Source organism: Candidatus Scalindua japonica (assembly GCF_002443295.1).
Classification (GTDB): Bacteria; Planctomycetota; Brocadiia; order Brocadiales; family Scalinduaceae; genus Scalindua; species Scalindua japonica.
In genome coordinates this window covers 163736-178840 of the sequence record NZ_BAOS01000005.1, presented here as the reverse complement: position 1 = coordinate 178840, position 15105 = coordinate 163736, and the positions used below count along the sequence as shown (strand labels likewise).

Genomic DNA, 15105 nt, shown 5'->3' with positions numbered 1-15105 from the left:
TTATAATTTGATATGTAATCTTTTGTTTACCTTTGTCCATTTGTTAACTTTACTTACTAAAGTTTTTTCCTGAAATGGTTTGATAATATAGTCATTTGCTCCAGAACTGATTGCCCTTATTACATCCTTTTTAGTATTTCTTGCCGTACATACAATGATGGGGATGTTCAATTTCATTTTCTTTTTTACCTCATGGCATAATGTAAACCCACACATGCCGGGTAAATTAATATCTAATAATATTGTATCAATTTTTTTGACGCTACTACCAGCGTTACCTACTTTGCGTAAGATACTTAGTGCCTCAATTCCATTTCCAGCATCAATTACGTTGTAATCATCATGAAGGATTTCAGCAATGATCTGTGAAGTGTCATAATCATCTTCAACTAAGAAGACATGGGGTAAGTGCTTTTCACGAAGGCTTTGTAATTTTACATTCAGAGAGGCGTTAGTTGCTTTGAGTTGTGAGATTTCATGCCTTAAAAGGCTTATCAAAGTTTTGTCATTATTGGTGTTAGCATCAGTGATATTCACTTGTGCATCTTTTATGATCTCAACTTCACTGCGGTATTGATTATGGCCTTTCATCAGTTTTTTAAGAAAGATAGTATATTCTCTGAGATTTTGTGTAATGGTACGACTTTATCAGCAGCTCCTAATTTGATGGCTTCTTTTGGCATACCAAACACAACACAACTATCTTCATCTTGAGCAATAGTTTTTGCTCCTGATTCTTTCATTTTTAACAGTCCGGTTGCACCATCAGATCCCATTCCGGTCATAATAACTCCTATTGCATTAGGCCCAACATATTTTGATGCTGAATCGAAGAGAACGTCTACCGCGGGTCTTTGGTGATGTATGGGCGCATCCTGATTTGTTGCAATGCTGTACATAGCTCCGTTTCTTTTTATGCTCATATGATAGTTTCCTGGCGCTATTATTGCCTGCCCCGGTAAAAGGCTGTCACCATTTTTACCTTCCTTAACAGTGATAGAGCATAATGAGTCCATTCTTTCCGCAAATGCCTTTGTAAAAATTGGCGGCATGTGTTGTACAATAGCTATGGCAGGAGAGTCGGGAGGCATCTTTATTAAGACATCCTTCAAGGCTTCAGTACCTCCGGTTGAGGCACCAATAAATATAACTTTGTTAGTGCCTTTAAAAACCGTATAATTTTTTCCATTATCAGGTCGAGATCCGGAATGTATTTGAGATCTGTTTATTTGTGAACGGTTATTATTTCCATTGCACCCTAATATTCTTTTTTGATTGAGTCTTATTACATTGCTCCTGGATGCATGTTTTATTTTGGTGTATAACTCATCTATTACATTTTCAACATCACTGCCCAAGTGGTTTGTCGGCTTTGCGACAAAGTCTACAGCGCCAACTTCCAGCGCCTTTAATGCCGCATCACAACCTTCCTGAGTAAGTGAGCTTACCATGATTGTGGGTATAGGATAGTGTGTCATCAGTTTATTAAGAAATGTGATTCCATCCATTTTTGGCATTTCAACATCAAGCGTAAGTACGTCCGGCTTGAATTTAATAATTTTATTCCTGGCTATAAACGGATCCGGTGCTGTTCCGACTATTTCGACATCATTATACTTGCTTAAACCGCCGGATAATATTTTTCTGACAACAGCAGAATCATCAACAATTAATACTTTAATTTTATTATTCATCATCAGTTTCTCAAATAGATACTATTTCAGTTTGAAACTGTCTCCAGTAGGGTTTCAGACAGATCAACTTCTGATTTGATTGTATTTCTACCGCTCTCTTTTGCGAAATACAAAGCCTTATCAGCTCTGTCTATTAATGTTTTTGGAGTATCTGAATGTTTGCTGAACGCAATTCCAATACTTGCAGAAGTTGGTATTCTTTCAGAGTCAACCATAAAACTTATTTCTTCAATTGCTACGCGTAGTCTTTCGCATACGTCCATGATATAGTGACTATCAATCCTGTCAATCATAACTGAGAATTCTTCTCCACCATATCTTGCTACAAAATCATTTAACCTGAAAGTTTCTTTGATTGTTCTGGCAACCTTTTTCAGTATCTCATCACCTACTGTATGCCCGAATTCGTCATTTACTTTTTTAAAATAGTCTATGTCAACCATGGCAAGGGTGAATGGGCGCTTCATGTTCGTTTTCTTTTTAAAGAAATCACCTATTTTTTTATCAAATGCCTTTCTATTGTAAATTTGAGTTAAACCATCTATCAATACTTCTTTCTTCGCTGAGGCAAGCTCCTCTTTAATCGCTTTAACTTTATGTGTTAATGAGTCAATAATGATGGCATCTTTCTCCTGCTTTTTAGCGATTACTTTTCGCATTGAGGATGTTTCCAGTGTTATCTTTTTTCTTATCTGCTTTATTTCGTCCAATTTCATAGCTTTTTCAATATGTGACATACTGTCTTTAATCTGTTCTGAAAAGTCTGTGTTGTCTTCCGTTATTGATCCAAAGTCTTCAGCTAATTCATTTAACATTGCTCTTAATTCATTAAATTTTGTATTAACAAGACATTTTGTGGTTTCGAAGTGTTTTGGAATTATCTTTTTAATGTCCTCTTCTATTGTGAGTAAATCCTCTATAGTTGAAGATGTCTTGATCTTTTTAACTTGTTCCTTTGCAAAATTATCAAGTAAGCCTTGTTTTGGCGAAATATTGTTATCTGAATGCTCATTAATTATTTGAAGTATCTCACAAATAATTTCTTTTGATTTGTTGAGGATCTGCTCGCTATAACATGATTGATTTCTTTCCGATTTTTCTGTCGTTTGTATTTTGGAAATAATTTTTTCAGTCTGACGGTGAGAGGACGTTTCCGATTGTTCAGTTTGTTTACGTTTAAGTGTTACAAGGCTTATGAAAATAAAGCCTGAAACTATAATCAAGCTGTTAAAAATGAAGAAATAAGGTGAATTGTTTTTTGAAGCTGTCAACATCTTCCTTGCCTCAGGTTCCAGCTGTTGTAGCGGTGTTACGTGCTGGTTTTCAGCTTCTAAACTATCGATTATACTGTCACTTCCACTTATGTAGTGGTTCCTCATACGTTCCAGCGCCAGCTTGTTCTTATTAATCCATATTTCATTATCGGGCGTTTTGTATGTAAATATATTTTCACTCTCATTAGCTTTTTGTTCAGCAGCAGGACCGTGAAATAGGTAAATAGCATTACTCAAAAGTGTAATTATTAATATTATACTAATTATTATGTATTTCACTACTTTCTCCTTATAAATATAGCCAATTATTCAAATTTGTATCCATAACTTTTTCTCCTCAATCTGCATTCGCATATTGTTATTTCTGATAAACTGCAGGTTGTACATAGTTAAATTTATTATCGTTTTTAGATAATGTTTCTGAATGTCCAATGAAAAGATAACCTCTCTTCGGTAAGCAATTATAAAATTTTGCGACAAGTCGTTGTTGGGTTTTCGGATCAAAGTAGATCATAACATTCCTGCAAAAGATAAAATCAAATGGGTTTTTAAATGGGAACTTCTCTGTCATCAAGTTGAATCTTCTGAATGTTATTATTTTTTTCAAATGATCTTTTGCCCTATAGTAGTTTATATTGTCAACCGATACTTTAGAGAAATGCGCCGAAGTAATCCTGGGCGGGATATCTTTCAGCAATTCTGTTTTATATGTACCGTCAATGGCTTTTTGTAATATTCTTGTAGAGATATCTGTCGCAAGGATTTTAACATCCCATTCACTGTCAGATTTTATATGGTTAAAAACGGTCATGGCAAGAGTATAAGGTTCTTCTCCTGAAGATGCTGCCGCACACCATATACGCAACCTCTTATCCTTTCTCTGCTCTTTGTTTGAAATAAGAGCTGGTAAAAGAGTTGTATTCAAAAAATCAAAGTGTTTTTTTTCCCTGAAGAAATCTGTTTTATTTGTTGAAATATTATCAATCAGATGGATTAACTCTCTGCCCGTTTTATCTGTTTTAGTAACATAATCATAATAATCGTTAAACGTGTTTAAACCAGTATTGATTAAACGTTTTGTTAACCTTGCTTTTACCAGCTCCTTTTTGGATAAAGTCAAACTAATTCCACATGTGTCATAAATTAAACTTCTAAATAACTCAAACTCTTGGTTTGATAAAACATATTGCATAATTAACTCCAATTATTCAAGTTTCAGAATTAAAGAAAACTACAAAATTCCAGACTTAAGCAAACAGGGTTTCCATATAAATAATATGTAGTTTCTTTGCTTTGCAGGCTCTGAGTACGAACTATTTACTTTCAGTGATCTCATTCAGAGCTGACAATATTCTGTCATTTTCAAATGGTTTTACGATGTAAGAAGTCGCTCCAGCTTTCATCGCTTTCCATAACATCTCTTTTTGATCAATTCCGGATAACATTATTATCTTTGCGTTTTCATCAAATGCTATTATATCCTTTGTCGCCTGAATACCGTCTGTTTCAGGCATTGTTATGTCCATTGTTACTATATCAGGTCGCAGTTCCTTATACTTTGATAATGCGTCTTTTCCATTTATGGCCTCTCCTGCAAATTCGAAGTTACCGGCCTTGAGTACCTTTTTTATTAGTAATCTGACAACACTTGCATCATCTACTATTAATACTCTTTTCATGATTTTTCTCCTGCAGCATGTTGTATAATAACTCCTTACTTCGAAGTAAGATAATTATTTAAGTTATTTTCTCTACGTCTATTTTATTTCTGGTATAATTATTCAGATTATCCTTGTTTTCAAATTTACTTAATGATTGTTCCAATGTACTTAAGTCTGGAAGTAAGAAAAAGTAACAATCTATCTCAGTATCATGCAGTCTGAATTTTGTCTCTGTCAGAAGTATTTTGTCATTATTAATAGATTCTTCAAAAATAAGCTGGTTGAATATTGATCCTGCAAAATCGCATAATACTTGCGGCGGAGTTGGCAGCATTGAACCCATACCCGAAGCAAATGTATTGCCTATAGCGCTTGCTAGAATGTTTCCGATTTCCTGCACAGTACCTTCAGTAAGTTCATTAAACTCTTTTGCCGTACCTGTTGTTTCCTGCAAATAGAAATCCTGTAATATTAGCGCCCCATCCAGGGGGATCATGAACATTATTTTTCCATTCAGTGAACCTTCAAGACGTAACATCGAGGCCACCATTTCACGAAAATCATTATTCATCTCTTCTGTAATTTCGCTGATATCCACCAGTTCGGTTTTAACTAATTCAATCAATGCTGCGTGCTTAATCGACTTAGAAAAAGAACGAGAGGCATTGTCAATGCTGATCTTCACAATAATATCCAACATTTTTAAATGTTCATTAGATATCCGCATTTTTAAAATCCTTCCATTATATTTAAGATTTTTGATTTTTACCTCACACACAATTTCAGATTGATGGAGAAGGAAGCGAAGAGTTTCTGTATAGAATTACAAAATGATTTTCAAGGATAGTTACATTATTCTGATAAGAGATTCTTCAGTTTCTCCGGTTATTCATCATGACTAAAAGAAAAAAATTCAGTAATTTACAAATCTGAAATTAACAATAGATTCAGTATTTCTCTGTTTGCTCTCCAAATATACGGCTTTGAACAATGCCGGTTTCCGTATCAAGTGTTATCTGATGCCCTTTGGTACCACCTAACCTTGAGGCAATTATTCTGATCCCATATTTTGCCAGAATTTTTTGTGCTTCAGCAATATTAGATTTTCCTATATCAAATATTTCGCTGCTGACATTAAACATCTTTGCTCCGCCAAAAATCTTTGCGGTAAGTACACTCTTTTTTGATTTTGCTTTGTTTACCATTAAGTCTAATAACAAAGGAATCCCGGTGTCAGCATACTTACCTGGTTTGCCATCCCTTTCATTACAGTTAGGCAGCATTAAATGAAGCATCCCCCCAACTTTCTGAACGCTGTCATACAAAACTACACCAACACATGAACCAAGACTGGTTTTTATCACTTTAGGTGACTGAGCAATTTTCAAATCACCAACGCCTACCGTAACAATATTTTCATTATTATTTACTATCATAGTTTTTCTCTAGAAAACAAATTAGTAGTAACTAATCTGTTAAAATTGTTTAATAATTTAATAATTGTGTAGTGCCAGTATTCCTTAAAAAACAACAGTAGGGAATTTAAAAAGATGTATTATAAACCAGGGAATCTACATTCTATTCATTCCATGAACCTTAGTTCAAAATATTTACACAACCATATTTACTTCCTTAAACTTTGCTCTCAGGGTCAGATTCTCTTTTTTAAGGTTTGCTATTTCTTGCTGCAGTATATTTATATCCTTGTCTGAGTGATCTGCGCTGTTCTGAGGAACTTCGTTCGGCAGCACACTTACAATAAATGTACCTTTATCAAAAGAAAACTTTGTCATGACCCACGAAAACCGTGCCTGTGAATCTATAATGAATCCTGTTTTACGATCGGAACGAGAGGGAATTTTCAGGTTTCGAGCAGAGATAATCCAGGGGGTCAGAAGATGCAATTCTCCCATCCTGCTTTCCAGTTTTACTTTTGCACCTCCAGCAATCATATTTACGATTTCACCCATTGCATCCTTTACATCCACATCAACTTCGGATACTTCCATACCAAGCATTGTGCCGGCAATATGACAGGCAGATGCAGCATCACAAAATAACGCTATCTTAACCATATACTTATCATTAAAGAAATGGAGGGATGATATCAGGTCGCAAGCGACATTCTCTTCGTTCTTGACAAAAGATTCATCAGCATGTAACTCAGTCATTAACATAGTGGAGAACGCCTCCTTCGTTGCATCTTTTATGGCGTTAATAATACTACCTTCCAAATCACCTATATTCATAACTGCTCCTTCCAAACCACAAGGTTTTTATACTATCTATCATAGATAAATATGGTTTACTGTATGGTACAAAGATAGATAAATGGTAATGTATATCCTTGTCAGCATTGCTAAATTATTATACAGATCTTTGCTGTTTTTAATTCGCTGCTATCTCTTCCACCATTTCCAGCTCTCCTTCCGACAGCACTTTATCAATATCAAGCAGTATAATAAGTTTTTCCTTTAACTTACCCATGCCCATGATATAGTTCGTATCTATACCTTGTCCGAGATTTGGTGTTTCCCGGATCTCTTCGCTGCCAATATCAGATACTTCTGAGACGCTGTCTACTATTATTCCAATTAACGTGTTGCCGACTTCTACTACAATCGTACATGTTGCTTGAGTATGTTCCTCTTCCTGCATAGAAAATTTTAATCTAAGATCAATTACCGGTATGACTTTACCCCTGAGATTAATGACACCTTTCATATAATCCGGAGTCTGTGGTACCGTTGTAATATCCATAAGACCAATAATTTCTCTGACTTTAAGAATTTCTATACCGTACTCTTCATCACTCAAGACAAATGTTAAATATTTCCCTGCATGCACTGCATTTTTTATGTTTTCTGTCACTGCTTCCATATTGTTCTCCTTTTTTTTTATTATATATTGTCAGATATCACTCTACACCTTGTTTTCTGAGTGAGTAACGAAGGAAGACTCTCTGCACCTTGTTCTGAGAAACTTCTCAGAATATTTGCCTGATATAGCGTCAAGGAATTTTTCGCTCTCTCCGGTCATTCAGAATGATAAGAGGTGGTGTTTTTCTCCACAATTTTCAATAGTTAGTTGTGCCCGACAAATGCTTCTTTCACCCCAGTGACATCCAGAATTAAACCAACTTTTCCGTCGCCTAGTATAGCACTTCCTGAAATACCTTTCACATTTTTGAACCTGTCTCCCAGGCTTTTGATTACAACCTGTTGTTGCCCCAGAAGTTCATCGACTAATACTCCATATTTCCCGTCAGCCCCTTCTACAACTACCACAATAGATTCCCATGGAACTGTCTTTGTAGTATTAATATCATAAAGTTTATGCAGGCGCACAAGTGACAAAAGGTTTCCCCTGATGTTGACTACTTCACCCTGGTTTTTAACGGTGCTGATCTCTTCTCTCTTAGGCTGCAGAGACTCCTCTATGGATACTGTAGGTATGATGTATTTAGTATCGCCAACATTAACGACTATGCCGTCTATTATTGCCAATGTTAGAGGTAGTTTGATAGTAAATGTGGATCCTACTCCTTCCTGTGAAGTTACATCAACTTTACCGCGGAGCTTCTCAATGTTTTTCCTTACTACATCCATTCCTACACCACGACCTGAAATATTAGTAACCTTATCTGCAGTAGACAGACCGGGTGCAAAAATCAAATTGTATATTTGATTATCAGTCATTGATGTTTGTTTGCTTACCAGTCCTTTATCAACGGCCTTCTTCAGAATTCTCTCTTTTTGCAGGCCTTTACCGTCGTCCTTGATCTCTATAATGATATTTCCACCTCTATGAAAGGCGCTTAATGTTACTGAACCCTCTTTCGGTTTGCCTTTAGCAAGCCTATCCTCCTCCGACTCAATACCATGATCTACTGAATTCCTGAGAATATGTACGAGTGGGTCGGCAATTTCTTCAATAACATTTTTATCGAGCTCCGTCTCTTCACCAGTGATGTGAAATTTAACATTTTTTCCTGAATGTTGAGACACATCTCTTACCAGCCTTGACATTTTCTGGAATGTTTGCTTCAGGGTGACCATTCTCATTGACATGACCTGGTCCTGAATATCCTTGGTAATTTTCGTTAATTGTGAGAGGTTTTTACTTGCACTGTTATTATTTACAGACTTCATCTCTCCACAAATTAGTGTATTGGCAATTACGAGTTCTCCTACCAGGTCAAACAGATTGTCCAGTTTGCCGGTATCTACCTTGACAGTCCGTGATTGTAATTTCATACTTCTCTGTGCCTGTTGTGTCTTTAAAGCTGAATCTATTTTATCAGGAGTTGCAATACCTTTTTCTACAAGTATTTCTCCTACTTTCTTTTCTTGTTGTTTTAACGCATTATCAAGCTGAGGTTCAGAGATATCACCTTTCTCGGCCAGAATCTGACCGATAGGTTTCTGTTCATTAAGGGCCTTTTCAATTTTTTCGGGAGTAGTAGCTCCATCTTCAATGAGTATTTCACCGATTTTTTTGTTTCCCTCATCGATAGCTTTGTCAAGTTGCTCTTGAGTAATGGTTCCTTCGTCTATAAGTATCTCTCCAAGGAACATTTTTTCCGATTGTTCAGATAGTTTGTCAGACCAGAAGTCTCCTGACGGTTCCATGTTATCAATTTCAGGATTTTGTTTTGTATTTTCCTGCAATTCATGTCCGCTCAAAACGTTGACGGATCCAGTATTGTGTGACTCAGTTACCATCTCTTTTGGTTTGGTATCTCCATTCAGTATGGATGTTATCCGGTCTATGAACTCTTGAATATTGATAGGCTGTTCCTGCGTCGATACCTCAGTGTCAGAGATATTTCCGAGTTCTCTGTCTACTTTAATTGACAGATTATCCCGGAGTTTCCTCAGTGCGTCTATTGCGTTTAAAGAAATATTGATAATTTCCTGTGTTATGGTTATTTCACCTTTTCGTGCCTTGTCCAGTAGCGCTTCCAGTTCATGGCTGAGCCGCTGCATATTTATCAATCCGAGAAACCCAGCGCTTCCTTTTATACTATGGATACTCCTGAAAATTGCATTGATTTTTTCATAATCACAAACTTCATCCTCTATGCTGAGAATATTGCTTTCTGATTCATCCAGATGATCAAGTACCTCGGATAAAAATTCGAGGAATATTTCTGAATCTTCTTTAATGTCCAAAGTAAGTTCATCATTCGCAGTATCAGTGTTTTGTACTTCTGTATTAAGATTACTCATTTAGATCACGTCCTTTCTTATTATCAGATGTATAAGAGGTGTCATTGGTTTTACTGTTTACACAGAAGTATAGTAAATTTAATGTGTAGTATGTGAAAACCTTCATCATTGATCAGATTCTCAAACTACGCTTCTCATGGTTTAAAATAAAGTTGCAGGTTTTTCTTTGACTTTGAATTTATTAATTTTTTTTAAAAGTTGTTCTTTATTAAAAGGTTTGACAAGAAAATCTCTCGCACCTGCTTGTAACGATTCAATAACAGCTTCCTGTGTTGGTTTGCCGGAAATCATTACCAATGGGATACCTCTGGTATATGGAGTTTTCTTAATGCTTTTGCAGATCTCGATCCCGTTTTGTAATGGTAAATTTAATTCAAGAAGTATCAAGTGTATCTTTTCCTTTTGCAGAATAGTAAATGTTTCTTTAGCATTAGTGGAACAAATGACTTTGAATGGAGTATTAATGAGATATTTTTTGATTTTTCTGACATCCGCAACGGAATTATCTGTAATAAGTACATTTGTCGTCTTTTCATGAATCGTTTCTCCAAAGAACTCATCTACTGATTCAATTGGAAAAAACATATTGTATTGTCCGGTATCAAAGCCTTTAATCAATAAAAGGGACGAAAGATGTAGATATTCATCTGAAAGTGAGTCTTGCAGGATATCACTGGCATTATCTTTGTTTATAGTTGTGCATGATGAAAGTTTTATATGTACAGGTTTGGATAATTTGTTTCTGAACACGGAATCAATTATTCCTGAAAATTGTCCGCTAAACTCAGTAACTCCATCAGTACAGTCCTCGTCAAGGTCCTCCTTCTCAAGTTTTACCTTAATCTCTGCGTCATTAGAACCCAGGAGAATACTGCCGATTTTAATAGCATCCTTTAGTTGCAGTATAGTACATATGTTGCCATGATAAGACTCTTCAAGTTCTGATTTGATCAAGAAGTAATTTCTATCATTACTTTCTATTAAATTACCGAGAGTTGATATTTCTATGTTAGGTTTGGATATACCAAAGTTTCTTCCTAAAAGACTGGTGCAGTCCGCATTTAATTTACTTATTGTGTTGTCTATTAATTCTTTAAGTTTTGACGGACAGATACTTGATTCCAAGGTTTCAACCATTGTTATTGATTATATTGTATTAATTTTGTTTTAAAGATAGAATGCGATATTGCCATACAAATAAACTTTCTATCGAATGGCAGGCGGCGAAATCAGTATTCTGCCATCCGGAACCCAGAATACTGGATTCGTAACTTTAATCATTCTTTTTAACGATAAGACCAAAACTGAAACTATAATCTTCTGAAGAAAACAACGTCATCATCCATGAGTTCTGACGGTCGCATGTTACACCTGTAGACAGTTTGAGAGTCTTCTTGTCTTTACTTGCTGATTATTGTACTAATAGATAGTCCCCGAGTGTGTCACGGAGTTGGTCGCCAGTAAATGGTTTTGTAAGATAACCGTCCGCGCCACTATCCTTCGCTTCACTTACTTTAGCATCAGAACCTTCTGTGGTTACCATTACAACAGGTATCCTTTTCGACAGGTTTAACGATCTCAACGTCTTTACAAATTCTATTCCTGACATGTTTGGCATATTCCAGTCAAGTAATATCAGGTCTAAATCTCCATTAGCGTTAACCTTGTCCAATGCTTGATTACCATCTCCCGCTTCGACAAATTCGTCAACAATTAAACCTGTCTCCTTAATATTTCTCTGGATTATTTTTCTCATTACTGCAGAATCATCAACTAATAAAACTTTTGTCATTTAGAATCACCATTCCTTTCGTTATTAAAAATATTTTATTTTGTTACTGTTAGTACAGTTGTCAATCTTGTTTCAAACAATAATAATTAAGAAATCCTTTTTTCTTATCGGAATAAATTGAATAAACATTAGTTATAATTTCAAAAAAACGATTTTCAAAGTTTGTTAAAAAGCTGATTCTATCAGAATATATGTGATTAGTATGAATGCCTAACTTTTTTTCTCATTGATGTGTCTGTGTTATCACGGTAGCTTAAGACAATAACACCAGTGTGTTCTTTCGCATGATAGCTATAGCAAAATGGTTGCCATTTAACAAATAGCAATATTTCAAATTCCAGGATTTATAAAGAGTGGAATTTTTTTCTTCCATGAAGTCTCGTTTTTTTAAGTATTTAATATCTTTTACACTGCATTTGTTCTGATTTTTTTCTTTGTGCCAGATATTACAATTTTTTAGTCTGTGTTATTTAAAGGGAGTAAATTCCGATCTAGTTGACTTTATGGGCATATTGTGGATTATTTAAACGTTAATATCAGCAAGCTTGAAGTGAACTGAAGTAACTAATAGTTGGGGGAAAAAAGCGAAAACCATTATTCAAACTTTATTATTAATTAGCTAATACCTGAATAAGTTAATTGACCATGGTTATAGGCATTTTAATAATACTATTCATTTCTCCATAACTTTAGTTTACTTTAAACTTCTGCCACGTTACATTTTTACGGCATAGCTATTGCGTGAAGATTTAAATTATTATTCTGCTAAAGAGCAGTAATTGTTTGCCGATAATGAATGTGGGCAAAGTTTTTCTTTCGTCTGTAAGACGGCAATTGCTTACTTTCTTGACAAAAATAATCTGTTTTAATTAAAAAGGGTTTAATAAAAACCGTTGGTATTTATGGCGAAGAACAGTAAAATAACATGTTTATGACAGATTGGAGGGTTGAAAATGTCTGTAGATAAAGCAGCAGGGATTAATCATGGTCTTATAGGCAAGATCTTAACAAACCAAAATCTTGCAAAAACGGAAGAATCAAAGAAAACATCATCTAGTGTCTTTAATGAAGGGAAAGCTTTGAATGGTGGAGACATGGTAGAAATCTCTTCGGAGGCTAAAGAGTTGCATAAGATGTTGTCAGGATTAAAATCAGAAATAAAACATATGCCTGATACCAGGGAGGATAAGATAAAGATGGCTAAGGCACGTATTGCTGAGGGTGTTTATGATAGTAACGATGTTATTAAAGATGTTGCCAAATCTATCAAGGACTCTGGTTTGGTGTAGGCATTTAATTAATTGTAAGATGTAACTTAAACTTTCAGTTTTAAGCTACATTTGATCGTTTCAGTGAGGAAATATGGATATCTTAGATAATGAATTACAGGTAGGTGTTGGACAGCGAAAGAAGAGCTTTTTGGGGATTTTCTTCGCGTGTTGTAACGTGTATGGTAGAATCTATAACCACTCGGGAAAACAGTATGAGGGAAAATGCCCCAGATGCCTTCGTGGTTTGACAATAAAGGTTGGCAGTGGTGGTGTCAATGATCGTTTCTTTGTTGCATCATGATTTATGCTGCTTGAACGATCCAAACTGTTTTACCGCTTAAGCTGTTCAAGGACGCAAGTCTTAATCTATCTTTGCAGGTTTACTCCAACGTTGTTTATAAAGGTCCTGTACTGCTTGTCTGCTCCAACGATGTGATTACCTGGCTATTGAGGTTAGAAGTAGTTTAAAGTACTTTGAATCTATATAATCAATGAAAATATCTTTAAAGTCATCACGACTTCTTCCTCCACTATAACCTTATAGTGGATTGCCTCAATTAGATCTGATTGTGGGCTTAAGTTATTTTGTAAATTATTTATTCTCTTCTTTATAACTTATAGTCATTTCAAAATTATTTCTGGTTTTCAGGGTTTCTTGATCTTATATCAAAAATTGTCATAGCTCCGTGTGGATATACACCCGCGCTAACCATACCCTTCATATTATGATCATGAGCAACGCTTATGCCTGGTCCAATATTACAGGACAAACATACCCTCTTAGAAGTAGCGGGTGGGATTTTGTACAAGATATCATATCTCTCTCCCGAGCCAATAAGTTGCGTATCATGTTCATAAGGGGATTTTAATTTTCTTCCGTCCTTACCGATAGTCTTTCCGTGATGTGCGTGAGGATGCCACGCGTAGATGTGATCATATCCTATGGCCATTAGTCTTATCAATACAGTCTCGCCGTCATAAGCTACAATCCTGGACCTTGGATCGTTAACTGTAGATAGTGGGTTTTTCAGATTATCCGCAAAAATCCTTCCGTTGATCATAAAATAATTTGATTTCCAGTCAAGACCCCGTCTTATATGTCCAAGGGTTCTGAGCATTTCCATATATTCGCTGTCTATTTCACTTAAGAAAATGGTATATTCTCTATCAAATTCATAACCATAGATTTGATTAGGTTTTTTCTCAATAATTAACGGGAAATACATACCAGCCATAATATGATTAGTTGAATCTACATGACAGTGACCCATATATGAACCCTCAATATCTTTTGGTATTGTTAACAGATATCTGAATACCTCACCTGGATATACTGCCGGGTATGGCAATTTTGGTACACCATCAACATATGGAATTAGATCTAATCCATGAAAATGAATGGTATGTGCAACGTTATTAATGCCGGAATGTTCTTCCGTTTCATACCAGCCGGCATTGTGCAGGGCGATAACATAATTTTTGCCTGATTTCAGACGTAATTCATCGCCGGGTAAGTTCAGTGGTAATAATTTTGCGTCTCTCTCCTCTCTGGTCGTAATTTCTCCGACGTCAGCATAAGCTCTTGCATGAGTAAAACCCCAGAAATAGATAACCTCTCCGTCGGACATTCTCCTGTAAGCGTCTGTGGCATAAAGATGAAACTCCTTTTCTATTTGTCGCTTATTATGTAGTTTGACGAATCCGGCTTCCATTTCTGCATTTCCTGGGATTATCGTTTCTTCTGCATTAACTAACACTGTGAGAAGAAAAATAAAACCCATTATTGCTATTATCAGACAGCTTAATTTAGAGGAGTTACCAGCATTACTAATCAAATTTGCTTTAAAATGTATCATCTATCTTCTCCTTACCATTTAAAGATAATAAAACGATAAGATTTTCTAATCCGCAGAATTCAATGCGTGAGGAAATACAAAAAAATGCCACACATGAACATAAAAAACCTTTCGTATTTCCTGTATGGAAAATTAATCGCTATAGTTTTATATAGTCATTATACGTAAAAACCAGTTATAAGTAAAAATCAAACTGGTCATTACCGGGCATTATTAATATATTTTCAGATACTCACGAGACATGGAGAGGACAATTGAAACCGCTTCATTACATGGCAGTATGGCATCATCCCGAGTCTTCGGAGTTTTAAGTGCAACAATTCAGT

Annotated in this window: 15 protein-coding genes; 2 read left to right on the top strand and 13 right to left on the bottom strand. The window is 35.5% G+C overall.

Annotation, left to right across the window (positions count from 1 at the left end; translation table 11 throughout):
- The 12 genes from SCALIN_RS05245 to SCALIN_RS05190 form a co-directional block, all read right to left on the bottom strand.
- On the bottom strand, window positions 1-591 hold the full coding sequence (locus tag SCALIN_RS05245) for a response regulator (protein WP_096893318.1): 591 nt from the start codon (window positions 589-591) through the stop codon (window positions 1-3).
- Complete coding sequence (locus tag SCALIN_RS05240) at window positions 591-1697, bottom strand: protein-glutamate methylesterase/protein-glutamine glutaminase (RefSeq protein WP_203415354.1); 1107 nt, start codon at window positions 1695-1697, stop codon at window positions 591-593. Before SCALIN_RS05240 ends, SCALIN_RS05245 begins: the two co-directional genes overlap by 1 nt.
- A 23-nt stretch (window positions 1698-1720) precedes the next feature.
- Entirely contained in the window at window positions 1721-3247 is a 1527-nt protein-coding gene (locus SCALIN_RS05235) for a GGDEF domain-containing protein (protein WP_096893314.1), read from the bottom strand.
- A gap of 79 nt (window positions 3248-3326) precedes the next feature.
- Entirely contained in the window at window positions 3327-4160 is an 834-nt protein-coding gene (locus tag SCALIN_RS05230) for a CheR family methyltransferase (protein WP_096893312.1), read from the bottom strand.
- Between the two features lie 121 nt (window positions 4161-4281).
- The gene (locus tag SCALIN_RS05225) at window positions 4282-4647 is read right to left on the bottom strand and encodes a response regulator (RefSeq protein WP_096893310.1); all 366 of its coding nucleotides are present in this window, start codon (window positions 4645-4647) and stop codon (window positions 4282-4284) included.
- A 58-nt stretch (window positions 4648-4705) separates the two neighbouring features.
- The gene (locus SCALIN_RS05220; protein WP_096893308.1) at window positions 4706-5356 is read right to left on the bottom strand and encodes a hypothetical protein; all 651 of its coding nucleotides are present in this window, start codon (window positions 5354-5356) and stop codon (window positions 4706-4708) included.
- 220 nt (window positions 5357-5576) lie between these two features.
- The gene (locus tag SCALIN_RS05215; RefSeq protein ID WP_096893306.1) at window positions 5577-6065 is read right to left on the bottom strand and encodes a chemotaxis protein CheD; all 489 of its coding nucleotides are present in this window, start codon (window positions 6063-6065) and stop codon (window positions 5577-5579) included.
- A gap of 174 nt (window positions 6066-6239) precedes the next feature.
- Complete coding sequence (locus tag SCALIN_RS05210) at window positions 6240-6878, bottom strand: chemotaxis protein CheX (protein WP_096893304.1); 639 nt, start codon at window positions 6876-6878, stop codon at window positions 6240-6242.
- A gap of 139 nt (window positions 6879-7017) precedes the next feature.
- The gene (locus tag SCALIN_RS05205) at window positions 7018-7509 is read right to left on the bottom strand and encodes a chemotaxis protein CheW (protein ID WP_096893302.1); all 492 of its coding nucleotides are present in this window, start codon (window positions 7507-7509) and stop codon (window positions 7018-7020) included.
- 203 nt (window positions 7510-7712) lie between these two features.
- Window positions 7713-9860, bottom strand: a complete 2148-nt coding sequence (locus SCALIN_RS05200) for a chemotaxis protein CheA (RefSeq protein WP_096893300.1) — start codon at window positions 9858-9860, stop codon at window positions 7713-7715.
- 141 nt (window positions 9861-10001) lie between these two features.
- A complete protein-coding gene (locus tag SCALIN_RS05195) occupies window positions 10002-10985 on the bottom strand; it encodes a response regulator (protein ID WP_162532157.1) in 984 nt (327 codons plus the stop codon).
- A 286-nt stretch (window positions 10986-11271) separates the two neighbouring features.
- Window positions 11272-11652, bottom strand: coding sequence for a response regulator (locus SCALIN_RS05190; protein ID WP_096893296.1), 381 nt, complete (start codon window positions 11650-11652; stop codon window positions 11272-11274).
- Window positions 11653-12605: 953 nt separating this feature from the next.
- Between SCALIN_RS05190 and SCALIN_RS05185 the strand changes: the two genes are divergently transcribed.
- Together SCALIN_RS05185 and SCALIN_RS05180 are read left to right on the top strand one after the other, a co-directional pair.
- Window positions 12606-12941 (top strand): flagellar biosynthesis anti-sigma factor FlgM, encoded by a 336-nt coding sequence (locus SCALIN_RS05185; RefSeq protein ID WP_096893294.1) that lies wholly within the window; start codon window positions 12606-12608, stop codon window positions 12939-12941.
- 73 nt (window positions 12942-13014) lie between these two features.
- A complete protein-coding gene (locus SCALIN_RS05180) occupies window positions 13015-13224 on the top strand; it encodes a hypothetical protein (protein WP_096893292.1) in 210 nt (69 codons plus the stop codon).
- Window positions 13225-13555: 331 nt separating this feature from the next.
- Here SCALIN_RS05180 and SCALIN_RS05175 read toward each other — a convergent pair whose 3' ends face one another.
- Window positions 13556-14779: a multicopper oxidase domain-containing protein gene (locus SCALIN_RS05175; protein ID WP_096893290.1), complete on the bottom strand. Its 1224-nt coding sequence runs from the start codon at window positions 14777-14779 to the stop codon at window positions 13556-13558.
- Window positions 14780-15105 lie beyond the last annotated feature (326 nt).

Coding starts and splice junctions, on each gene's coding strand:
- SCALIN_RS05220 (WP_096893308.1), bottom strand. CDS start 5,356: ATGCGGATATCTAATGAACATTTAAAAATGTTGGATATTATTGTGAAG.
- SCALIN_RS05200 (WP_096893300.1), bottom strand. CDS start 9,860: ATGAGTAATCTTAATACAGAAGTACAAAACACTGATACTGCGAATGAT.
- SCALIN_RS05240 (WP_203415354.1), bottom strand. CDS start 1,697: ATGATGAATAATAAAATTAAAGTATTAATTGTTGATGATTCTGCTGTT.
- SCALIN_RS05205 (WP_096893302.1), bottom strand. CDS start 7,509: ATGGAAGCAGTGACAGAAAACATAAAAAATGCAGTGCATGCAGGGAAA.
- SCALIN_RS05180 (WP_096893292.1), top strand. CDS start 13,015: ATGGATATCTTAGATAATGAATTACAGGTAGGTGTTGGACAGCGAAAG.
- SCALIN_RS05230 (WP_096893312.1), bottom strand. CDS start 4,160: ATGCAATATGTTTTATCAAACCAAGAGTTTGAGTTATTTAGAAGTTTA.
- SCALIN_RS05175 (WP_096893290.1), bottom strand. CDS start 14,779: ATGATACATTTTAAAGCAAATTTGATTAGTAATGCTGGTAACTCCTCT.
- SCALIN_RS05225 (WP_096893310.1), bottom strand. CDS start 4,647: ATGAAAAGAGTATTAATAGTAGATGATGCAAGTGTTGTCAGATTACTA.
- SCALIN_RS05245 (WP_096893318.1), bottom strand. CDS start 591: ATGAAAGGCCATAATCAATACCGCAGTGAAGTTGAGATCATAAAAGAT.
- SCALIN_RS05215 (WP_096893306.1), bottom strand. CDS start 6,065: ATGATAGTAAATAATAATGAAAATATTGTTACGGTAGGCGTTGGTGAT.
- SCALIN_RS05190 (WP_096893296.1), bottom strand. CDS start 11,652: ATGACAAAAGTTTTATTAGTTGATGATTCTGCAGTAATGAGAAAAATA.
- SCALIN_RS05185 (WP_096893294.1), top strand. CDS start 12,606: ATGTCTGTAGATAAAGCAGCAGGGATTAATCATGGTCTTATAGGCAAG.
- SCALIN_RS05210 (WP_096893304.1), bottom strand. CDS start 6,878: ATGAATATAGGTGATTTGGAAGGTAGTATTATTAACGCCATAAAAGAT.